General features: G+C 67.2%; 22 protein-coding genes. 13 read left to right on the top strand and 9 right to left on the bottom strand.

Annotated features, from left to right (window positions below; translation table 11 throughout):
* The first annotated feature begins 138 nt into the window (after positions 1–138).
* The 8 genes from WJU27_RS06705 (at position 139) to WJU27_RS06670 (ending at position 7,592) form a co-directional block, all read left to right on the top strand.
* Entirely contained in the window at positions 139–750 is a 612-nt protein-coding gene (locus WJU27_RS06705) for a MotA/TolQ/ExbB proton channel family protein (protein WP_024300488.1), read from the top strand.
* A gap of 9 nt (positions 751–759) precedes the next feature.
* On the top strand, positions 760–1,188 hold the full coding sequence (locus tag WJU27_RS06700) for an ExbD/TolR family protein (RefSeq protein ID WP_020164377.1): 429 nt from the start codon (positions 760–762) through the stop codon (positions 1,186–1,188).
* The gene (gene lpxK, locus WJU27_RS06695) at positions 1,185–2,192 is read left to right on the top strand and encodes a tetraacyldisaccharide 4'-kinase (protein WP_341421530.1); all 1,008 of its coding nucleotides are present in this window, start codon (positions 1,185–1,187) and stop codon (positions 2,190–2,192) included. Before WJU27_RS06700 ends, lpxK begins: the two co-directional genes overlap by 4 nt.
* Entirely contained in the window at positions 2,173–2,382 is a 210-nt protein-coding gene (locus WJU27_RS06690) for a Trm112 family protein (protein ID WP_020164379.1), read from the top strand. The genes lpxK and WJU27_RS06690 overlap by 20 nt, the downstream gene beginning before the upstream one ends.
* A gap of 17 nt (positions 2,383–2,399) precedes the next feature.
* A complete protein-coding gene (kdsB, locus tag WJU27_RS06685; RefSeq protein ID WP_341421529.1) occupies positions 2,400–3,164 on the top strand; it encodes a 3-deoxy-manno-octulosonate cytidylyltransferase in 765 nt (254 codons plus the stop codon).
* A 122-nt stretch (positions 3,165–3,286) separates the two neighbouring features.
* Positions 3,287–3,940: an adenylate kinase gene (gene adk, locus WJU27_RS06680; RefSeq protein WP_008060165.1), complete on the top strand. Its 654-nt coding sequence runs from the start codon at positions 3,287–3,289 to the stop codon at positions 3,938–3,940.
* A gap of 5 nt (positions 3,941–3,945) precedes the next feature.
* A complete protein-coding gene (locus WJU27_RS06675) occupies positions 3,946–5,202 on the top strand; it encodes a 6-phosphofructokinase (RefSeq protein ID WP_341421528.1) in 1,257 nt (418 codons plus the stop codon).
* A 173-nt stretch (positions 5,203–5,375) separates the two neighbouring features.
* Positions 5,376–7,592 (top strand): sodium-translocating pyrophosphatase, encoded by a 2,217-nt coding sequence (locus WJU27_RS06670; RefSeq protein WP_341421527.1) that lies wholly within the window; start codon positions 5,376–5,378, stop codon positions 7,590–7,592.
* 61 nt (positions 7,593–7,653) lie between these two features.
* Here WJU27_RS06670 and WJU27_RS06665 read toward each other — a convergent pair whose 3' ends face one another.
* From WJU27_RS06665 to pip, 4 genes are all read right to left on the bottom strand, one after another.
* Entirely contained in the window at positions 7,654–8,454 is an 801-nt protein-coding gene (locus tag WJU27_RS06665; RefSeq protein ID WP_029143649.1) for a S1 family peptidase, read from the bottom strand.
* A gap of 403 nt (positions 8,455–8,857) precedes the next feature.
* Complete coding sequence (locus WJU27_RS06660; protein WP_019918554.1) at positions 8,858–9,496, bottom strand: response regulator; 639 nt, start codon at positions 9,494–9,496, stop codon at positions 8,858–8,860.
* A 14-nt stretch (positions 9,497–9,510) separates the two neighbouring features.
* On the bottom strand, positions 9,511–10,857 hold the full coding sequence (locus WJU27_RS06655) for an ATP-binding protein (RefSeq protein ID WP_020164385.1): 1,347 nt from the start codon (positions 10,855–10,857) through the stop codon (positions 9,511–9,513).
* Positions 10,854–11,810: a prolyl aminopeptidase gene (gene pip, locus WJU27_RS06650; RefSeq protein WP_341421526.1), complete on the bottom strand. Its 957-nt coding sequence runs from the start codon at positions 11,808–11,810 to the stop codon at positions 10,854–10,856. Before pip ends, WJU27_RS06655 begins: the two co-directional genes overlap by 4 nt.
* A gap of 114 nt (positions 11,811–11,924) precedes the next feature.
* Here pip and WJU27_RS06645 point away from each other — a divergent pair, with 114 nt between their 5' ends.
* Complete coding sequence (locus WJU27_RS06645; RefSeq protein WP_020164387.1) at positions 11,925–13,079, top strand: Eco57I restriction-modification methylase domain-containing protein; 1,155 nt, start codon at positions 11,925–11,927, stop codon at positions 13,077–13,079.
* Between the two features lie 107 nt (positions 13,080–13,186).
* A complete protein-coding gene (gene pqqA, locus WJU27_RS06640) occupies positions 13,187–13,261 on the top strand; it encodes a pyrroloquinoline quinone precursor peptide PqqA (RefSeq protein ID WP_008060153.1) in 75 nt (24 codons plus the stop codon).
* 71 nt (positions 13,262–13,332) lie between these two features.
* Here the strand turns inward: pqqA and yddG are convergent, their stop codons facing one another.
* Positions 13,333–14,229 carry an aromatic amino acid DMT transporter YddG gene (gene yddG / locus WJU27_RS06635; RefSeq protein ID WP_341421525.1) on the bottom strand — a complete coding sequence of 299 codons (897 nt, stop codon included), beginning with the start codon at positions 14,227–14,229 and terminating at the stop codon, positions 13,333–13,335.
* 101 nt (positions 14,230–14,330) lie between these two features.
* Positions 14,331–15,152, bottom strand: coding sequence for an AraC family transcriptional regulator (locus tag WJU27_RS06630; protein WP_341421524.1), 822 nt, complete (start codon positions 15,150–15,152; stop codon positions 14,331–14,333).
* Positions 15,153–15,275: 123 nt separating this feature from the next.
* Between WJU27_RS06630 and WJU27_RS06625 the strand changes: the two genes are divergently transcribed.
* The 3 genes from WJU27_RS06625 (at position 15,276) to WJU27_RS06615 (ending at position 16,978) form a co-directional block, all read left to right on the top strand.
* Positions 15,276–15,701 carry an organic hydroperoxide resistance protein gene (locus WJU27_RS06625; RefSeq protein ID WP_341421523.1) on the top strand — a complete coding sequence of 142 codons (426 nt, stop codon included), beginning with the start codon at positions 15,276–15,278 and terminating at the stop codon, positions 15,699–15,701.
* 57 nt (positions 15,702–15,758) lie between these two features.
* Positions 15,759–15,929, top strand: a complete 171-nt coding sequence (locus WJU27_RS06620; RefSeq protein ID WP_341421522.1) for a hypothetical protein — start codon at positions 15,759–15,761, stop codon at positions 15,927–15,929.
* 293 nt (positions 15,930–16,222) lie between these two features.
* Positions 16,223–16,978 (top strand): alpha/beta fold hydrolase, encoded by a 756-nt coding sequence (locus tag WJU27_RS06615; RefSeq protein WP_341421521.1) that lies wholly within the window; start codon positions 16,223–16,225, stop codon positions 16,976–16,978.
* A gap of 45 nt (positions 16,979–17,023) precedes the next feature.
* On the opposite strand, the gene WJU27_RS06610 is transcribed toward WJU27_RS06615, so the two are convergent.
* Genes WJU27_RS06610 through WJU27_RS06600 form a run of 3 tightly spaced genes read right to left on the bottom strand, consistent with a single transcriptional unit; the run spans position 17,024 to position 21,696 of the window.
* Entirely contained in the window at positions 17,024–18,094 is a 1,071-nt protein-coding gene (locus WJU27_RS06610; protein WP_341421520.1) for a calcium/sodium antiporter, read from the bottom strand.
* A complete protein-coding gene (locus tag WJU27_RS06605) occupies positions 18,019–18,954 on the bottom strand; it encodes a universal stress protein (protein WP_341421519.1) in 936 nt (311 codons plus the stop codon). The genes WJU27_RS06610 and WJU27_RS06605 overlap by 76 nt, the downstream gene beginning before the upstream one ends.
* Positions 18,955–18,984: 30 nt before the next feature.
* The gene (locus WJU27_RS06600) at positions 18,985–21,696 is read right to left on the bottom strand and encodes an HAD-IC family P-type ATPase (RefSeq protein ID WP_341421518.1); all 2,712 of its coding nucleotides are present in this window, start codon (positions 21,694–21,696) and stop codon (positions 18,985–18,987) included.
* Positions 21,697–21,703: the final 7 nt, after the last annotated feature.

The following is a 21,703-nucleotide window of genomic DNA, read 5'->3' as shown; positions in this document are numbered from 1 at the left end:
GCCGCTCAGACAAAACCCACACAGTTATCCACAATTTCTGTGGATAACCTCGTCGGCAGCATCGCCAGCGATGTCGCAGGGTTGCCGCCCCACGTCCTGCAAGCTACAGTTCGCCGCTTGTTCACGAAGGGGCTCTACGTGTTTGAGATCATCCGCGCGGCCGGCTGGCCGATCTGGCCGCTGATAGCCGCCTCCGTCATCGCCGTCGCGCTGATCATCGAACGTCTGGCCAGCCTGCGTCGAAGCAAGGTCGTGCCGCCGGGCCTGCTCGAATCCATCGCCACCGACCTGAAGGGCGGTCAGCCGAACGCCGACATGATACGCCGCGTTGCCGCTCACTCGCCGCTGGGCCGCGTGCTCGCCGCCGGCCTGCGCAATGTGCGCAGCTCGCGCGAGGTGATGAAGGAGGCGATCGAAGAGGAGGGGCGCGCGGTCACCCATGACCTCGAGCGTTATCTGACGACGCTCGGCACGATCGCTGCGGCGGCGCCGCTGATGGGCCTGTTCGGCACAGTGGTCGGCATGATCGAAATCTTCGGTTCGCAGACCGCCACCGGCAGCAATCCTCAGCAGCTTGCCAGCGGCATCTCCATCGCGCTGTACAACACCGGCTTCGGTCTGCTGGTGGCGATTCCGGCGCTGATTTTCCACCGCTACTTCCGCGGTCGCGTCGACGACTTCATCGTCGATATGGAGCAACAGGCGATCAAGCTGGTCGAGGTGGTGCACGGCGAGCGCGCCGCGAAGTAAGGACGCCTGATGAATTTCCGACGCGGCCGCGGGCGTGAAGAGCTCGAAATCAATCTGATCCCGCTGATCGACGTGCTGCTGGTCATCCTCATCTTCCTGATGGTGACGACGACCTACTCGAAAACGGCCGGCCTCGAAATCACGCTGCCAAGTGCCGAGGCGCCCGAGGCGGAGCAGAGCGACCGCGAGATCAATGTGCTCATCACCGCGCGCGGCGACATCCTGATCAACCGCCTGCAGGTCGCGGCCGGCAACGCCGACGCGCTGGCCGAGGCGCTGGCGAAGGCGGCGTCGGGCAAGCAGGAGCCGGTGGTCATTATCTCGTCCGACAAGGACGCGCGGCTGCAGTCGTCGATCGACGTGATGCAGGCGGCGCAGCGCGCCGGCATCGCCGGCATTTCCTTCGCCACCCAGTCCGACGCGTCCGGCGGCCGATGAGCACCGCGCCCGCGCTGTGGCGCAGCCGCGGCGTCGCGGCCTGGCTGCTGTGGCCGCTGTCGCTGCTGTTCCGTCTCGTGTCGGCGCTGCGTCGCGCCGCTTTCCGTGCGGGACTGCTGCGCGCCGACCGTCTGCCGGTGCCGGTGATCGTCGTCGGCAACATCATCGCCGGCGGCGCCGGCAAGACGCCGCTCACGCTGTATCTGGCGCGCGCGCTGGCCGAGCGCGGCTGGCGCCCGCTCATCGTTACGCGCGGCTACGGCGGTCGCGCCGATGCCGTGCATGAGGTCGGCACCCAGGCAGATTTCGCCGAGTCGGGCGATGAGCCTGTGCTGCTGGCGCGATGCAGCGGTCTGCCGGTGTGGGTCGGTCGCCGTCGTGCCGACGCCGCGCGCGCCGCGCTGACGGCGCACCCGGAGTGCGACCTCGTACTGTGTGACGACGGTATGCAGCACTACGCGCTGGCGCGAGACATCGAAGTCGCGGTGCTCGACCGGCGCGGTGTCATGAATGGTTTCCACCTGCCGGCAGGGCCCTTGCGCGAACCGATCGCACGACTGCGCACGGTCGACGCCGTGGTGCTCAACGGCCTGCCGGCGGCGCCGGGCGACGTGCGCGCAACCTTCCGGATGCGCCTGCTCGGTGAACGTTTCCATCAGCTCGATGCGCCCGAACGGAAGGCGGTGGCGGCCGATCTGCGCGGCCTGCGCCTGCATGCGGTCGCCGGCATCGGTGAGCCGGCGCGCTTCTTCGATCACCTGCGCGCGCTCGGACTCGAGTTCGTCGCGCATCCTTTTCCCGATCACCACGCCTACACCGCGCAGGACCTTGTTTTCGCGGACTGCGACGCACTGCTGCTGACGGAGAAGGACGCGGTAAAATGTCACGGATTGTCGGACACCCCGATGTGGGTATTGCCGGTCGAGGCACACCTCGACCCTGATCTGGCGGGTTACATCGCGACCCGTCTAGCGGAGTTGAAGCATGGATCCACGTCTTCTTGAAATTCTCGTCTGCCCGGTCACCAAGGCGCCGCTGGTGCTCGACCGGGCACGCAACGAGCTGCAGTGCAAGGCCAGCCGCCTCGCGTATCCGATCCGCGACGGCATTCCGGTCATGCTGGAGGACGAAGCCCGCGAAATGAGCGAGGAAGAAGTCGCCGCGCTGCGTGAGCCGGCTGGCCGCAACGGCTGAGCGACGGGGAGGTCATCATGTTCAAGGTCGTCATTCCCGCCCGCCACGCATCGACCCGGCTGCCGGGCAAGCCGCTGCTCGACATCGGCGGTCTGCCGATGGTGGTGCGCGTGGCGCAGCGCGCCGCGCAGAGCGGTGCCGAGGCGCTGGTGATCGCCACCGACCACGAAGGCATCGCCGATGCGGTGCGCGCGCACGGCTACGAGGCGGTGATGACGCGCAGCGATCACGCCACCGGTACCGACCGCATCGCCGAAGTGGCGGAAAAGCTCGGTTGGTCGCCGGCGACGGTCGTGGTGAACGTGCAGGGCGACGAGCCGCTGATCGATCCCGACCTGATCCGCAAGGTTGCGCTCGCGCTCGACCAGGATCCGGAGTCGTCGATCGCCACCGCGAGCAGCGCCATCACCGGGGCGGCCGACTTCTTCAATCCGGCGGTGGTCAAGGTGATCTGCGACATCCACGGCCGCGCGATGTACTTCTCGCGCGCGCCGATTCCATGGGCGCGCGACGACTTCGCCACCTCGCGCGACACGTTGCCGGCCGCACTCGGTGCGCAGCGCCACATCGGCATCTACGCCTACCGCGTGCGCTTCCTGCAGCGCAACGCGCGCCTCGATCCGGCGCCGATGGAGCAGGTCGAAGCACTCGAACAACTGCGCGCGCTGTGGCACGGCTACCGCATCCGCGTGGTCGCCGACGTACCGATGCCGCATGCCGGCGTCGACACGCCGGACGATCTGGAGCGCGTGCGCGCGCTGTTTGCCACCGGCACGGTCTGACGCATTGCCGTTTGACCGCGCTTCCCGTTGGCGGTAACGTCGCGCCCGCTGGCATTGCGTTTGCCGCGGCGCGCGCACTGTTCCACCAGAATCCAAAAAACAGACTCACATCAGGAGAGGACATGCGTCTCATACTTCTGGGCCCGCCGGGCGCAGGCAAGGGCACTCAGGCGACCTTCATCAAGGAACGCTTCAATATCCCGCAGATTTCCACCGGTGACATGCTGCGCGCCGCCGTCAAGGCCGGCACGCCGCTGGGCATCGAGGCGAAGAAGGTGATGGACGCCGGCGGCCTCGTGTCGGACGACCTCATCATCAATCTGGTCAAGGACCGTCTGAAGGAAGACGACTGCAAGGCCGGCTACATGTTCGACGGCTTCCCGCGCACGATTCCGCAGGCCGACGCGATGAAGGCGGCCGGCGTGCCGATCGACTTCGTACTCGAAATCCAGGTGCCGGACCAGGACATCATCACCCGCATGAGCGGCCGCCGTGCCCACATCGCGTCGGGCCGCACCTATCACGTGGTGTTCAACCCGCCCAAGGTCGAGGGCGTGGACGACGTGACCGGCGAACCGCTGGTGCAGCGTGACGATGACCGCGAGGAAGTGGTGCGCAAGCGCCTCGACGTGTACCACTCGCAGACCCGTCCGCTGGTCGAGTACTACTCCGGCTGGGCGCAGCGCGGCGAGCCGGGCGCACCGAAGTACCGCGCCATCTCCGGCGTCGGTCCGGTCGACGAAGTGAAACAGCGCGCTTTCGACGCGCTGGCCTGATCTGCATGGCTGCAAACCTGTTCTACGCGCAGTCCGGTGGCGTCACGGCGGTCATCAACACGACTGCCTGCGGCGTCATCCAGGCGGCGCGTGAGCATGGCGACGTGATCGGCAAGGTGTTCGCCGGGCGCAACGGCATCCTCGGTGCGCTGCACGAAGACCTGATCGACACTTCGCTGGAAAGCGACGCAGCCATCGCCGCCCTGCGCCACACGCCGGGCGGCGCCTTCGGTTCCTGCCGCTACAAGCTGAAGGGCCTCGACGAGAGCCGCGCGCAGTACGAGCGGCTGATCGAGGTATTCCGCGCGCATGACATCCGTTACTTCCTCTACAACGGCGGCAACGACTCGATGGACACCGCGTGGAAGGTGTCGCAGATCGCCGGGAAGCTGAACTACCCGCTCACCTGCGTCGGCATTCCGAAGACGGTGGACAACGATCTGGTCGAGACCGACAACTGCCCGGGCTTCGGTTCGGTGGCGAAGTATGTCGCGGTGTCGATGATGGAAGCCGGTCTGGACGTCGCCTCTATGGCACGCACGTCCACAAAGATTTTCGTGATGGAAGTGATGGGCCGCCATGCCGGCTGGATCACTGCCGCTGCGGGTCTGGCCGCGCGCACGCCGGCCGAGGCGCCGCACATCCTGCTGTTCCCCGAAATTCCGTTCGACGAGGCGGCCTTCCTGGCGCGCGTCGACGCCTGCGTGCGCGAGCACGACTTCTGCGCCATCGCAGTGTCCGAGGGCCTGCGTGGCGCCGACGGCAAGCTGCTGGCCGAGTCCGGCACGCGCGACGCCTTCGGCCACGCCCAGCTGGGCGGGGTCGGCCAGCAGGTCGCTGAGTTGATCAAGGCGAAGCTCGGCCACAAGTATCACTGGGCGCTGCCGGACTACCTGCAGCGCAGCGGTCGCCACATCGCCTCCGGCACCGACGCGCAGCAGGCCTACGCGCTCGGCCGTCGCGCGGTCGAACTGGCGATCGAGGGCCGCAATGCGGTCATGCCCGCCATCGCGCGCGTGTCCGACGCGCCCTATGCATGGAAGATTGACGTGGCGCAACTGCAGGACGTTGCGAACCGCGAGAAGATGATGCCCAGGCATTTCATTTCCGACGACGGCTTCGGCATCACCGACGCCTGCCGGAAGTACCTGCAGCCCCTGATCGAAGGCGAGGACTATCCGCCCTACGTGAATGGACTGCCGGCCTATGTCAGTCTGAAGAACGAGAGCGTGCCGCGCACGCTGCCGCCGTTCGCCGGCTGACCGGGTCGAAGACGCACCGCTTGTAGCCGCACGCTCCCCGGCGTGCGGATGACATACCAGGACATGCGCCGCAGGGGCGCCTGTCCGGCAACCCACAAGGTTGCTCGCTGCTTCCGGGGCGGGGTCACGGCGCCGCCCTTTCGTTGCACGCAGTCAAAACAAGAGGAGGGGTGATGTCGTCGTTCGGTCTGTGGTTCGCACTCGTGTGCGCAGTGGTGGCCATCGTTTATGGCGCCGTATCCAGCAAGTGGATCCTTGCCCAACCTTCCGGCAACCCCCGAATGCGGGAAATTGCCGACGCCGTGCAGGAAGGGGCAAAGGCCTATCTCAACCGTCAGTACCGCACGATCGCGATCGTCGGTGTCATCCTGACCATCCTCCTCGCCGTCACGCTTGGCATGTCGACCGCCGCCGGTTTCGTCATCGGTGCGGTGCTGTCCGGTGCAGCCGGCTATATCGGCATGAACGTGTCGGTCCGCGCCAACGTGCGCACGGCGGAAGCCGCGCGCAAGGGCATTTCGGAAGCGTTCGACGTCGCCTTCCGCGGCGGTGCCATCACCGGCATGCTGGTGGTCGGTCTGGGCCTGCTGGGGGTGGCAGGCTACTACGCGATCCTGAAAGGCTCGGCGGCGCATGACGCGGCGATCGACCAGATCATCCATCCGCTGATCGGTCTCGGTTTCGGCTCCTCGCTCATTTCGATCTTCGCGCGTCTCGGCGGCGGCATCTTCACCAAGGGGGCCGACGTCGGCGCCGACCTGGTGGGCAAGGTCGAAGCCGGCATTCCGGAAGACGACCCGCGCAATCCGGCGGTGATCGCCGACAACGTCGGTGACAACGTTGGCGACTGCGCCGGCATGGCAGCCGACCTGTTCGAAACCTACGCGGTGACGACGGTGGCGACCATGCTGCTCGGCGCGCTGATGCTGAAGTCGAATGCCGAGGCGGCAGTGATCTACCCGCTGGCGCTTGGCGGCTTCTCCATCATCGCGTCCATCATCGGCTGCATGTTCGTCAAGACCAAGCCGGGCCAGAAGATCATGAACGGCCTCTACCGCGGCCTCATCGTCGCTGGCGTGCTGGCGCTGATTGCCTTCTACCCGCTGACTACGATGCTGATGCCGGACGACGCGCTGAACGCCTCGATGGGCATCTACGACGGCGCACAGATGCGGCTCTATGGCGCGGCGGTGGTCGGTCTCGTGCTGACCGGCCTGATGGTGGTGATCACCGAGTACTACACCGGCACCGATTTCAAGCCGGTGAAGCACATCGCGGAGGCCTCGACCACCGGTCACGGCACCAACATCATCGCTGGCCTTGGCGTGTCGATGAAGTCGTGCGCCTGGCCGGTGCTGGCCGTATGCGCCGCGATCTGGGCGGCCTACACGCTGGGCGGCCTGTACGGCATCGCGATTGCGGCCACCTCGATGCTCAGCATGTCCGGCATCATCGTCGCACTCGACGCCTACGGCCCGATCACCGACAACGCCGGCGGCATCGCCGAAATGGCGGAACTGCCGGATTCGGTGCGCGCGGTAACCGACCCGCTGGACGCGGTGGGCAACACCACCAAGGCGGTGACCAAGGGTTACGCCATCGGTTCGGCGGGTCTGGCGGCACTGGTGCTGTTTGCCGACTACACGCACGCACTGGAAGCGGTCGGCCACAGCGTGGCCTTCGATCTGGCGAACCCGGCGGTCATCATCGGCCTGTTCATCGGCGGCCTGATTCCCTACCTGTTCGGCGCGATGGCGATGGAGGCAGTCGGCCGTTCGGCCGGCGCGGTCGTGGTCGAGGTGCGTCGCCAGTTCAAGGAGATCGCCGGCATCATGGAGGGCACGGCCAAGCCTGATTACTCGCGCGCGGTCGACATGCTGACCGTCGCGGCGATCAAGGAAATGATGGTGCCTTCGCTGCTGCCGGTGCTGGTGCCGGTTGTGGTCGCCTTCGGCATCGCCTTCCTGATGGGCCCCGAAGCCGGCGTGCAGGCCTTGGGCGGTGTGCTGATGGGTACCATCGTGACCGGCCTCTTCGTCGCCATTTCGATGACCACCGGCGGCGGCGCCTGGGACAACGCGAAGAAGTACATCGAGGACGGTCATTTCGGCGGCAAGGGCTCCGAGGCGCACAAGGCGGCGGTCACCGGCGACACCGTGGGCGATCCGTACAAGGACACGGCCGGCCCGGCGGTGAACCCGCTGATCAAGATCATCAACATCGTGGCCTTGCTCATCGTGCCGCTGCTGCCGTCGGCCACCGGCGCGACGCACGCCGCCGCGCCGGTACAACCGACCGCTCAGGCGATACAGGTGGAGCAGGTGGTGCAGCTGTCTCAGTCACAAGCTCAGTCGCAAGCTCAGTTGCAACAACTGACGCAGACCAGATAAGCGGCAGTGTCTGGACGAAAAAAAGCCGGCCCCGCGGGGCCGGCTTTTTTGTGCCGATCGTTCAGCGCAGCGGCGGCAGCTGGCTGGCGCGCACCGCGGCCTTGATCGCGGCGCTGTTGTTCGGTTCGGCTTCCACCCATTCCTTCGCCACCGCCTGCAGGCGACCCCAGTCACCGTCGTTCTCGTGCTGGATGGCGCGCAGGAAGTAGGGCTTGTCCTCGTCCGCGGCGGCCCAGAAGGGCGGCGTGGCGTCACGGATCGGCAGTTCGGCCACCGTGCTGCCGCTGTGCACCCATTCCACCGGCACCGCGAAGTGACGCTTCATGCCCGGAATGAAGAAGGTGAGCACGCCGACCAGACGACCATCGGTGTCGAACAGCGCGCCGCCGGATGCGCCCTGCTGGAAGGAGGCGTCGGTTTCGATCACCAGCGCGCCATCCATCTCGTGCAGCGCGGTTACCTGGCCGTCGCTCATCGACAGCGCCTTGCCGCCGGAGAAGCCGACCGCATGCACCGTGTCGCCGACCTTCAGCGTGCGCGAGGTGGCCATGTCCACCGGCCGGCCCATTGCGTGCGGCGTGGTCATCACGCACAGGTCGTGGCGCGGGTCGACCGAACTGGCCTGCGCCGGTACGCCGCTGCTGCCGCGGGCCACGATCACGTTGGTCGCGATGCCGACCACGTGACAGTTGGTGATCACGTGCGTGTCGTCGATCTGCACGCCGGTGCCGGTGTTGATGCGTCCGTCGGCGTTCGCGGCAAGTACCTTAACCACGTGCATCGACAACTGGATGTATCGCTCGGCACTGGCGTGTGAAGCCTGAGCGACGGTGAGCAAGAGCAGCAATCCAAGGGCACGCATGACAATCTCCTTGCCGGCTTACGGGCCTTGGCAGGGCCCGGTGGCGATGAGTGACTAACGGAACATGGCTGTGTATCTGAGTGGTTGTAGGTGTGTCAGCTGACGAGCGGTACCAGCGAGAAGCGTGCCAGTCACTCGGCGGAACGACGTTTCATGCGTCGCCAGGCGAGCAGGTGACGGTCATGCTGCGGGCAGGACGGGGCGCAAACCCGCATCGGGAAAGCTTCCCGATGCTGCGATGCAACAAAAGACTGTGGCCCCTATGCGGGTGATCGTCGCGGGTCGGGCGTACGACGACGCGACGTCCGTATGGCCGGAATGTGGAAGGGCGTGACCGAAAATGAAGCACCGCTGCGACATGCATCGCACTGGAGTGGTGCGATGCATCTGTTGCAGATCGTGATCAGGCCTCGATCAGGCCGTTGCGAAGTGCAATCAGCGTCAGTTCGGCCTGGTTGGATGCGCCGAGTTTCTGCTTCACGTTGTAAAGATGGGTACCGACGGTGGAGGTCGACAGATGCAGGGTTTCGGCGATCTGGTTCACCGACTGCCCGCGGGCGAGGTGGATGAACACTTCGAATTCGCGCTCCGACAGCGCCTCGACCGGATTCTGCGTGCCGGTCACGTCCTGCATCGCCAGCTTCTGCGCGATTTCGGCGTCCAGATACATGCGGCCGGCGGCCACCGTGCGCACCGCGTCGATCAGCGCCTCCGGCGCGCCGCGCTTCGACAGGTAACCGGTGGCGCCCGCCTTCAGCACCCGCTTCGGATGCGCCGTGTCCTCGTGCGCCGACAGTGCCAGGATGCGCACGCCCTTGTCGCGCGCGGTCAGTCGCCGCACCGCCTCGATACCGCCCATGCCGGGCATCGACAGGTCCATCACGATCACGTCCGGCTTCAGTTCCGTGTAGCGCTGGTAAGCCACCTCGCCGCTGTCGGCCTCGCCGATCACCTCGATGTCCTCGCAGGCGGCGAGCAGCAGCTTGAATCCCATGCGGACGACCGCGTGGTCGTCCACCAGCATGACCTTGATCGGTCCCATTGTTGTTCTCCCCCTCAATCCATCGGCAGTCGCGCGAACACCCGGGTACCCCCACCGTCGCGCGACTGCAGTTCAAGTTCGCCGCCGAGCGCCTGTGCGCGTTCGCGCATGCCGCGTACGCCGTGGTGTCCACGCTTCTGTGCCCAGCCCTGTTCGAGACCGGCGCCATCGTCCTCGACCGACAGCTCCAGCGACCGTTCCGACCCGTGCAGTGAAATCATGATTTTCCGGGCGTGCGCGTGCTTGAGTGCATTGGTCACCGCCTCCTGCACGATGCGGTAGGCCGCCAGCTTGAAGGAGTCACCGGGCGCCTCCGGCAGGTCGTGCATCTGCAGTTCGAACTGCATGTCCGGATGGTGGCGCCGCCACTCCGACACCAGATCTTCGAGCGCATCTTCCAGCCCGAGATTGTCCAGCGCCAGCGGTCGCAGCTTCGGGATGATGCTGTGCATCACGTCGTACAGGTGATTGGCCGTCTCGACAATCAGATTGGCGGCCTCGGCACTGCGCGGATCGGACTGCGCGTCACGCCGCGCGATCGACAGGCCCATGCTCTTGATCGCGGTGACCGCCTGGCCCATTTCGTCGTGCAGCTCGCGCGCGATGTCGCGCCGCTCCTCCTCGATGCGACTCTGGATGAACTGTGTCAGTTCGCGGTTCTCTTCCAGGTTGCTGCGCGCCTCCAGCGCTTCCTGCCGGGCGTTCATGTTGTCCTCGATCGCCTGCGCCATCCGGTTGAAGGCCAGGGCCATCGATCGGGCTTCCTTGCCGGGCAGGGGTGGCAGCCGCGTGTGATAGTCGCCGGCACGCATGTGTTCGAGCCCGCGCACGATGGTGTTGAACGGCCGGGTTTCTCGGCCGACCAGCCAGAACACGATGCCGTTGCCGAGCAGCAGCGCGATCGAACCGGCGATCAGCAGTTGCACCGCCTCGTCCCAGCCGTCGAGTATGGCGCGCGAAGCGTCGGCCTCGACCACCAGCCGTGCGCCGTCGTTCAGCGTGATCTCCTGACGCGGCCGCTTCGGCAGTATCGCGTTCGAATACCACTCGGGCGCGTCGCGGCCGGCTTTGTAAGGCGAGGGCGGCGAGGTGTAGAGCTTCACGCCGTTGCTGTCGACCAGATGGATTTCGGTGGCGCGCACGCGACCGAGCCGGTACAGGAAATCGACCAGCGCCGGTGAACCCATGTTGGCGTAGACCAGCGCCACGCGAGACAGCAGCTGGGTGGCCACCCGGTTCGCTGCCTCGATTTCCTCGCCGACGGCGCGCCGTGTGCCCATCAGTTCCATCGTCAGCATGGTGCTGGTGAAGGTCAGGATGACGGCGGCGATCAGCAGGTTCAGTTTCAGTCTGAGGCTCACGACGGTTCTCCCGGCCAGGCGTCGAAATGTCCGTCACGCGCGTGCGCGGCCAGCGCCGACCCGAGCAGCTTGAGACTGGCCGGATGGAAGGGGTCGTGGCCGGCTCCCTGTGCCCAGGCCAGCCGGCTGCCCGCCAGCGTGCGGTGCGCGCGCCAGGCGTTCTGCGGCCGGCAGATCAGGTCGTTGGTGCCGTGCACGAAGGCGACCGGCAGCCCGTGCAGGCGGGCGATCGCGTCCATCACCTTCGCTTCGCCGATGAAGCAGCGGTGGGCCAGATAGTGCGACTGCACGCGATAGCGGGCGCGCAGCAGCGGCCATTCGTCAGGCGTCGGATCGGCCGGCACGGTCCGTTCCGGCCACGCGCCGAGCGCGTGTTCCCAGGCGCGCCAGGCCAGTACTGCGCGGTCGATGCGCGCGCTGTCGCCGGACGAGAACACGCGGTCGAGCCAGACGACGACACGGTTGCGCCAACGCGCCGGGATCGCCTGCATGAAGGCCTCGTGCGCTTCCGGTGCCAGCGCGGCAGCGCCGTGGAAGAACCCGTCGATGTCCGTGCGCCCGCCGAGAAAGAGGCCGCGCAGCAGCACGCCGCTGCACGCGTCGCGGTAGCGCGCGGCATAGGTCGCGGCCAGTGTCGCACCCCAGGAGCCGCCGAACACCAGCCAGCGCTCGATGCCCAGGTGGCGGCGCAGCGCCTCGATGTCGGCGATCAGCGCATCGCTGTGGTTGTGCGCGGTATCGCCCAGTGGCGTGCTGCGGCCGCAGCCGCGCTGGTCGAAAAGCACGGCGCGCCACACGGTCGGATCGAAGAAGCGGCGCTGGCGTGGCGAGCAGCCCGAGCCGGGGCCGCCGTGCAGATACAGCGCAGGCTTTCCCTGCGGATTGCCGCACTGTTCGTAATAGACGCGATGGCCCTGGCCGACGTCGAGCCAGCCGTGATCGAAGGGTTCCATCGGTGCATGCAGCATGGGGTGGGGCAGGGTGTGGGGGCGGGGCGCTGATGGTAGCCCATGCGTGGGCGGCAGACATGCTGCGCCGGCACATGGGAGCCATGGGACAATGGCGCCATGAACGAAAGGAACCACCGGGTCGAGATCCTGGGACAGGTCTTCACCCGCGACGATGTCGTCGAACGCATGCTGGCGCTGCGCCGCAACCACGGCCGCACGCTTGAACCGTCTGCCGGCGACGGCGCCTTCGCGTCGCGCATTCCGGGCTGCGTGGCCATCGAGATCGACCCGACGGTCGCGCCGGCCGGCGCGCAGGTGATGGATTTCTTCGCCTATCCGGTCGACGAGCAGTTCGATACCGTGATCGGCAATCCGCCCTATGTGCGGCACCAGGACATCCAGGCGGACACGCGGGCGCAGCTGCGCAGCGATCTGTTCGACCGCCGCAGCAATCTCTACCTCTTCTTCATCGAGAAGTGCGTGCGTCATCTGAAACCGGGTGGCGAGCTCATTTTCATCGTGCCGCGCGACTTCATCAAGCTGACCGCCGCGCGCCGGCTGAACGACTGGCTGTTCGCCCAGGGCAGCATCACCGACTTCATCGAAACCGGCGACAGTCGGGTGTTCGGCCCCTATGTGCCGAACTGCGCGGTATTCCGTTTCGAGAAGGGGCGCATGGACCGGCGCATGAGCGACGGCCGGCGCTTCCACTGCGAACGCGGCCAGCTCATGTTCCTGCGCGGCGACTACGGCGTGCCGCTCGCGTCGCTGTTCGATGTGCGCGTCGGTGCCGTGTCCGGGGCAGACGACATCTTCGTGCACCCGCAGGGCAATGTGGAGTTCGTCTGTTCCAGCACGGTAGATACCGGTCGCACGCGGCGCGCCTTCTTCGATGTGCGCAACGACTGGCTGGAACAGCACAAGCCACGCCTGCTGGCGCGCCGGGTGCGCGAGTTCGGCGAGCACAACTGGTGGCAGTGGGGGCGCCTGCACCACCGTTCCGGCGGCCCGCGCATCTACGTGAATGGCAAGACACGCAAGCCGCGACCGTTCTTCCTGCACGACTGCACGCACTACGACGGCTCGGTGCTGGCGCTGTTCGCCCGCCCCGAAGTGGCCGATCTGGCACGCGCCGCCGAGCTGCTCAACGACGCGGTCGACTGGCAGGAACTGGGTTTCGTCTGCGACGGCCGCTTCCTGTTCTCGCAGCGCAGCCTGCAGACCTGCATGCTGCCCGACGTATTCGAAACGCTGCGCTCAAGAAAATCCTGAGTCGTCTTTCCAGAGTGGCACGAGGTGGGCGGTGCCGGACCGGCGCAGTATTCGATCCATGCACTGCACGTCGCAGTGAGCCAACGAACCACCATCAGGAGACTGCCATGAACTGGGAAACCCCGAAGGCCACCGACCTGCGTTTCGGCTTCGAAATCACCATGTACGTCGCCAACCGCTAATCCTCAGCGCTTGAGCAAACAAAAAAGCGGGCATTGCCCGCTTTTTTGTTTGGTGGCGCCGGAAATCGAATTCATCCGGCAGGGCGTGTGGCCCGCCAGCACAGCAACGATCCGGCCGTCACCAGCGCCGCGCCCTGCCAGAACGGTGGCGTGAGCGGCGCTCCCAGCCACGCGGCGGCAAATGCGGTCGACAGCAGCGGCCCTGCGTAGGACGCGGTCGTGAGCAGCGGCATGTCGCCGTCCAGCATGCCGACATTCCACAGCGCGTAACCCGCGCCCAGGGCCGCCCCGGCAGCGGCCACCTCAAACCAGGTCTGCGCCGACGGCACCGCCAGCGGCTCTCCGCCCAGCACCGCCAGTCCCCACAGCGCGGCCGCTGTTGCCGAGAAGAATACGGTGACGCCGTTATAGCCATCCGCCAGCCGACGGGTCACATTGCAGTAGAGCGCCCACAGCAGCGCGCCAGCGAAGGCCAGCGCATAGACCGCCGGATTCGACGCCACGCCAGTCGACAGCGAGGACAGCGACCACTCGCTCCCCCCGCCCACCACCCGGATGACTCCGCCCAGGCACAGCGCCAGTCCCGGCGCGATCCACGGGCGCAGGCGCTGCCCGTTCATCGCGACCGCGAGCAGGATGGTGAAGCAGGGCCACAGATAATTGACGATGCCCAGCTCCATCGCCTGTGCGTCGTCGAGTGCCAGACCGAGCGACAGCGACAGGCACAGTTCGTAGGCGACGAACAGGGCGCCGCCCAGCAGCAGATAGACCGGGCGCGCGCCGCGCGGTGAGGCAGGGCGGAACAGCAGCCAGAGGAAGATCGCACCGGCCGTATAGATCGCTGCTGCGCCGACCACCGGTCCGAGCGCGCTGCTGATGCCGCGCACCATGCCGATCATCGTGCTCCACAGCAGGATGGCGGCAAGACCGCAGAGCGTGGCCACAGGAGAGACGGGACGGACGGACATGGCGGCGACGACAGGACGATGCGGCCGAATGCTAGCAGAGGAAACAAAGTTTCTTCTGCCGAAACTTTGGCGTGCACCTGACCGGCTGCTCTCCTGAGCCGTCAGCCGCCCTGAGCGTTACGCCACTGCCGCGGCGACAGCCCCGTCTGCGCCTTGAACGCGCGCGACAGCGCCGCCTCGCCGCCGTAACCGACGTCGTCGGCAATCAGCTTCAGCGCGCGGCCCTGGCGCAGCGCACGCTGCGCGATGCCGATGCGCCAGCGCTGCAGGTAGGCGCCGGGCGTGCAGCCCACGGTGTCGCGGAACACGTTGGCGAACACGCTGCGCGACATGCCGGCGCGCTCGGCCAGCGTGTCCAGCGTCCATTCCTGCGCCGGGTTCTCGTGCATGGCCACCAGTGCCAGACGCAGCCGCGGGTGCGACAGCCCCGCCAGCATGCCGGCGCCGGTCTGGCCGCCTTCCATCAGGTGACGCAGCACCTGCACCAGCACCACCTCGAACAGGCGGTCGAGCACCGCCTGCCGGCCGCAGTAGGCGTGTGAGGCCTCGTCGAACAGCAGGTCGAGCACCGGCTTCGCGCCGAGGATGTCGTCCAGCGCCAGACAGCTGAAGTCGGGCAGCGCCGACGCGATCGGATTGGCCGCGCCGCCGGAGAAGTGCAGCCGCGCGCAGGCGAAGTCGGCGCCACGCTCCGGGTCGGTGACGAAGCGGTAGGGCGTCGGTCGCGGAAACAGCAGCAGGCTGGGCCGGGTCACGTGCTCGATGCCGGCGGGGTGATGGATGTTCACCTCGCCGGCGCGCACCAGGTGCATGCGGCCGCTGTCGCCCGCGTCCAGTTCGGTGATGCCGCACAGCGCGCCGGTGTTGAACACGCGGGCGCTGACCGAGAAGTGCTGCAGCAGGGCTTCGAGGCGGTCGACCATGATCCGGATACTCAAAGGTAAGTTTTTCGGATTATACGTTGCGTATGGTCTCTCCGATCGGCGCAAAGTTCGTCCTGCCAACAGGCACTGCCGCAAACCCCTCTCACTGCACAGGAGTTCATCATGTCGATCGAAAAGGTTCTCTACACCGCCCAGGCCACTGCAACCGGTGGCCGCGAAGGCCGCGCCGCGTCGTCCGACGGCGTGCTCGATATTCAGCTGTCGACGCCGAAGGAACTGGGCGGCGCCGGCGGCCCCGGCACCAATCCCGAACAGCTGTTCGCCGCCGGCTACTCGGCCTGCTTCCTCGGCGCGCTGAAGTTCGTCGCCGGCCAGAACAAGGTCGCGCTGCCCGCCGACACGCAGATCACCGGCCGCGTCGGCATCGGCGCCATCCCGACCGGCTTCGGCATCGAGGTCGAACTGACCATCGCCGTCCCGGGCCTGCCGCGCGAACAGGTCGAGTCGCTGGTCGAGAAGGCGCACATCGTGTGCCCGTACTCGAACGCCACCCGCGGAAACATCGACGTCACCCTGGTCATCGCCTGAGTCATCGGCCTGACGGATAGCCACCGTCCCCAACCCGTTACCTGAAAGGAATCCATCATGAATGCAGTCCGCCGCACCCTCGCCCTGTCCGTACTTGCCGCCGCGCTTGTCGTACCGACCTTCGCCGCCGAAGCAGCCAAGCCCGCCGCGCGCACATCCGTCGCGGTCAAGAAGACCGAAAACTACGTCACCACGCGTGACGGCGTGCAGATCTACTACAAGGAATAGGACGTGCTCGCAGCAGGTTTTGCCGTCGCGTTGGTGCAAAGACGGTTGCGAACAAGGCGTGCGACGCTGTGCAGACTGGCCGTCTGCACAAGGAGTGCAACGCAGTGCGCAACCGTCTTTGCGCCAACCCTCCGGGCCGGTACTTGAGGGCGCTCATGGCCGCGTTGCGGCGACTTGACTGACAGCCAGTCAGCCTGCTTCGCCGCGCCTTGCCCTGAACGCCCTCAAGTGCCGGCGCGACGGCAAAACCTGCTGCGAGCACGTCCTTTGGCCCGAAGAACGGCCAGGTCGTCGTGTTCAGCCACGGCTGGCCGCTCAGTTCCGACAGCTGGGAAGCGCAGATGCTCTTCCTCGCGTCGCAGGGCTACCGTGTGGTGGCGCACGACCGGCGCGGCCACGGCCGCTCGTCGCAGCCGTGGGACGGCAACGACATGGACCACTATGCCGACGACCTCGCCGCGGTGATCCAGGCGCTCGACCTGAAGGGTGCGACGCTGGTCGGCTTCTCGACCGGCGGCGGCGAAGTAGCGCGCTACATCGGCCGTCACGGCACCAGCCGGGTGAAGAAGGCGGTGCTCGTGAGTGCGGTGCCGCCGCTGATGCTGCAGACTGCCGACAATCCGGGTGGCCTGCCGATCGAGGTGTTCGACGGCATCCGCAAGGCGTCGATCGACAACCGTTCGCAGCTGTATCTCGACATCGCCTCCGGTCCGTTCTACGGCTACAACCGTCCCGGTGCCAAGCCGTCGCAGGGGCTGATCCAGTCCTTCTGGGCGCAGGGCATGCAGGCGGGGCACAAGAACACCTACGACTCGATCGCGGCGTTCTCGGCCACCGACTTCCGCGCCGACCTGAAGAAGTTCGACGTGCCGACGCTGGTGATCCACGGCGACGACGACCAGATCGTGCCGCTCGACCTGTCCGGCAAGGCCTCGGCCGCGCTGGTCCGCAACGCCGAATTGATCGTCTATCCCGGTGCGCCGCACGGCATCACCGACACGCACAAGGACAGGCTCAATCAGGATCTGCTGGACTTCCTGCGCAAGTAAGGCAGCACGAAACCCGGTCCCGCAAAGCGGGCCGGGTTTTGTCCTTCAGTGACGGACGAACAGCAGCAGTGACAGATAGAGAAGGTAGGCGCTGACGAAAAGTCCGCCTTCAGTGCGCGACACCCGGCGCTCGCTGCGGAACACCGGCAGGCACACGATGGCCACCAGTGCGGCCAGCGGCAGGTCGATGCGCAGCACGTCGCTGCCGACCTCGATGCCATGCGGCGCGATGGTCATGGTCAGGCCGAGGATGACCAGGATGTTGTAGATGCTGCTGCCGATCAGGTTGCCGATCGCCACGTCGCGGTCGTTCTTCAGCGTCGACAGCACGGTGGTGGCCAGCTCCGGCGCCGAGGTGCCGATGGCGACGATGGTGAGCCCGATGAAGGCGTCCGACACGCCATAGGCGCGCGCGATGCTCGATGCGCCATTCACCAGCAGGTCGGCTCCGAACAGCGTGAGCGCCATGCCGGCCAGCAGCAGTGCCGAATTCCACGCCATGAACAGCCGCGCCGAACGCAGCGTGGCGGGCATCACGTCGGCCACCTCGCGCGCGAACTCGCGTTGCATCGCCGCGCTCTCCTCGCGGCTGAGGCGCACCAGCGCCACCGTGTACAGCACGGCGCCGATCAGCAGCAGCACGCCCTCGCTGCGGTCTAGCCGCCCGTCCCACGCCATCGCGATCAGCGCCAGCGCGGCGGCGATCATCACCGGCACGTCGAGCCGCACGCTGAGCATGCGCGTCGGCAGCGGTCGCATCAGCGCGCTCAGGCCGAGGATGAACAGGATGTTCAGGATGTTGGTGCCGGCGATATTGCCGACCGCCAGCGGCCCCTTGTCTTCGGCGACCGCGGTGATGCCGACTGCCAGTTCGGGCACGCTGGTGCCGACCGACACCACGGTGAGCCCGATCAGTATTGGCGGTACGCGCAGCCGCGCCGCCACGCGCGAGGCGCCGCGCAGCACCATTTCGGCACCGGCCAGCACGATCACCAGCCCGGCAATGAAAACGAGGGCCGGGTGCAGCGTCAGGCCGGCGGTCAGACGAAGTCCTCGCCCGGCATCGCCGGAATCTCGGTCGGCCCGCGGCGGTCGATCACCACCAGCACGTCGCAATCGGCCTCCGACAGCACGTGCTTGGTCACGCTGCCCAGCAGCAGTTCTTCGGTCACGTGCGTGCCGTGCTTGCCCATCGCGATCAGGTCGCAGTTGCGCTGCGCCTGGCAGTCCAGGATGTGGCGCGACGCGTTGCCGTGCTCGACCATCACCGTGTACAGGCTGCGCTCCAGCCCGGCGCGCTCGGCCAGATCGTGCAGCAGGCGCAGCGAGCGCTCGCGTGCTTCCGCCCGGTAGCCGTTGATCAGGTCCTGCGAAATGCCGGCGTACTGCAACATGCCTTCGAACGGCACGTCGAAACTGTGCAGCAGCAGCAGATCGGCCTCGGGCGCGACGCGGCGTGCCATGCGGATGGCCTCCAGTGAACCCGGCGAGAAGTCGACCGGCACCAGCACGCGCCGGTAAGGCCCAGGGCAAGGCTTCTTCACCACCAGCACCGGACTGCTGCTCTTGCGCAGCAGGCGCGACGCGGTCGAACCGACCAGCAGCCGGCTCAGCACGCTTTCGCCCCGCGCGCCGACAAGAACCAGATCGGCCTGAACCGATGCCGCATAGGCCGGCAGGAACTGGGTCGCCAGCCCGGCTTCGATCTTCAGTTCCGCGACCACGCCGCGATTGTGCGTGGCATCGCCGGCGATCGCGGCGAGCGCGTCGTACTGGTGCTGCACGGCCTTCTCGGAAACGATTTCAGCCTGATCGCCGAGCAGGTTGCGCAGCGGACCGAGTGCGTCGAGGCCTAGCGCATGCACCAGCGTGTAGTGCGCGCCGCTGCGGCTGGCCAGTTCGAAGCCGCGGTCGACGGCGTCGAGCGACAAGGGCGACAGATCGGTCGCGGCGATGATGCGTTGAAGCTGAGGCATGCTGGGTCTCCCCGAAAAATGCGTGCCGGCTTACAGCCGGGCCACGCGGAAGTGGCGAAGGACCGCCTTCTCGATTTCGACCGCCAGAAACACGGCGGCGCCGAGGCCGAGAATCACCGTCCATGAAGACAGGTCGAGCGCGGCGCTCCTGAACAGCTGCTGCATCGGTGCGGCATAGGTGAACAGCAGTTGCAGCACGATCAGGATGGCGCTGACCAGCAGCACCACGCGGTTGCCGGTCAGTGTTTCCAGGCTGAAGGCGTGGCGGGTGAAGTGGCGCACGTTGAACAGGTAGAACAGTTCGCACACGACGATCATGTTCACCGCGGCGGTGCGCGCCAGTTCGATGCTGCTGCCGCGCGCCAGCTCCCAGTTGAACACGGTGAAGGTGGTCGCCACCATCAGCGCAATGACGAACAGGATGCGCAGGCCCAGCGCGCGGGTGACGATGGGCTCCTGTGGCGGGCGCGGCGCGTGCGACATCACGTTCTGTTCGGCCGGCTCGAAGGCGAGCGACAGCGCCAGCGTGACCGAGGTGACCGTATTCACCCACAGGATCTGGCCGGCGGTCACCGGCAGTGGCAGGCCGGCGAAGATGGCCAGCAGGATGACGCCGGCCTCGCCGCCATTGGTCGGCAGCATGTGCATCAGCGATTTCTTGATGTTGTCGAACACGACGCGGCCTTCGCGCACCGCGCGCGCGATGGTGGCGAAGTTGTCGTCGGTGAGCACCAGGTCCGACGCTTCGCGCGCCGCGTCCGTGCCCTTGCCGCCCATCGCCACGCCAATGTCGGCCGACTTCAGCGCCGGCGCGTCGTTCACGCCGTCGCCGGTCATTGCCACCAGATGGCCTTCGGCCTGCAGTGCCTCGATCAGCCGCAGCTTATGTTCCGGGCTGGCGCGCGCGATCACGTCGGTGTCGAGTGCGCGCTCACGCAGTGCGGCGGCGTCCAGCGTGCCGATGACGTCGCCGTTCAGCGTACGTTCGGCCTCCAGACCCAGCTGGCGGCCGATCGCCGCAGCGGTGACCGCGTGGTCGCCGGTGATCATCTTGACCCGTATGCCCGCTTCGCGGCACTGCGCCACCGCGGCGATCGCTTCTTCGCGCGGCGGGTCGATGATGCCGACCAGACCGATCAGTTCGAAGCGGGCGTCCATGTCCTGCAGCTCGACCGCGTTGCGCGAGCCGGGGAAGGGCGCCTGCGCCAGGGCCAGCACGCGTTCGCCTGCACCACCGGCGCGCGCGATCGCCGCCGTCCAGTACGCATGGTCGAGCGGCGCACCGCCGTACTGGGTGGCGCACAGCGCCAGCACCCGCTCCGGCGCGCCCTTCAGCAGCAGGAAGGCGTGGCCCGTGTGGTCGCGGTGCAGCGTGCACATGAACTGGCGTTCCGACTCGAACGGAATGGCGTCGACACGCGGGAAATTCTTCGCCTCGTCCTGCGGGTCGAGGCCGGCCTTGCGGGCGAAGGCGACCAGCGCGCCTTCGGTCGGATCGCCGATCAGCGTCCAGCCGGCGTCGCCGTCGTGGCGGATCTGCGCGTCGTTGCACAGCAGCGCGCAGCGGGCCGCGGCAGCCAGTCCGGGCACGTCGCCGGGAGTGACCGGCTGACCGTCGCCGTGGAAGCCGCCTTCCGGCGCGTAGCCGCTGCCGCTGACCGCGATCTCGCGGTCGGCCAGCAGCAGTCGCACCACGGTCATTTCGTTACGGGTCAGCGTGCCGGTCTTGTCTGTGCAGATGACGGTGACCGAACCCAGCGTCTCGACCGCCGGCAGCCGCCGCACGATGGCCTTTTTGCGCGCCATCGTGCGCGTGCCGATGGCCAGCACGATGGTGACCACCGCCGGCATGCCCTCGGGGATGGCCGCGACGGCGAGGCCGACCACCGCGAGGAAGAGGTCGAACATCGGCATCTGCGCGACGAAGTGGCCGTACAGCACGGTCAGCGTGGCGACGATCAGGATGAAGCCGGTGATCTGACGGGCGAACTGGTCGAGCCGGCGGGTCAGCGGCGTGGCCAGCGTCGCCACTTCGCCGACCAGCGTGCCGATGCGGCCGATTTCGGTGCCGACGCCGGTCGCCACGACGATGCCGCGTGCCTGGCCGAGCGCGACCAGCGTGCCGCAGTAGCACATCGAACGGCGGTCGCCGATGGCCGCCGCTTCCGCCACGGCGGCGCTGTCCTTGTCGACCGGCGCCGATTCGCCGGTCAGCGCGGCTTCGGTCACACGCAGGTTCTTCGTGCGCAGCAGGCGCAGGTCGGCCGGCACCTTGTCGCCGGATTCCAGCAGCACGATGTCGCCCGGCACCAGGTCGGCAGCGTCGACCTGATGGCGTTCGCCGTCGCGCAGCACGGTGGCGCGGGCGGCGAGCATGCCGCGCACAGCGTCGAGCGCGCGCTCGGCCTTGCCTTCCTGGATGTGGCCGATCAGCGCGTTGATCAGCACCACGCCGAAGATGACGGCCGAATCGACGTGGCCGCCCAGCGCCAGCGTCACCGCCCCGGCTACCAGCAGCACATAGATCAGCGGGTTGTGGAACTGCTGCAGGAAACGCAGCCAGGGCGGGCGCTTCGGTGCGTCAGGCAGGCGGTTCGGGCCATGCTTCACCAGGCGCGCTGCCGCTTCGGCGCGGCTCAGGCCCGACTGCGCCTGCACATCGAACAGCGCCGGCAGGTCGTCTGCGGGCAATGCGTGCCAGGCCTCGGCGCCGGCGGTGGGGTCGGTGTGTGGAGTAGTCATCGGGGAC

Origin of the sequence: Methyloversatilis sp. NSM2 (assembly GCF_038066675.1) — a bacterium.
Taxonomy (GTDB): Bacteria; Pseudomonadota; Gammaproteobacteria; order Burkholderiales; family Rhodocyclaceae; genus Methyloversatilis; species Methyloversatilis discipulorum_A.
The sequence above is the reverse complement of the archived record's forward strand: the minus strand, read 5'-3'. Positions and strand labels throughout refer to the sequence as shown.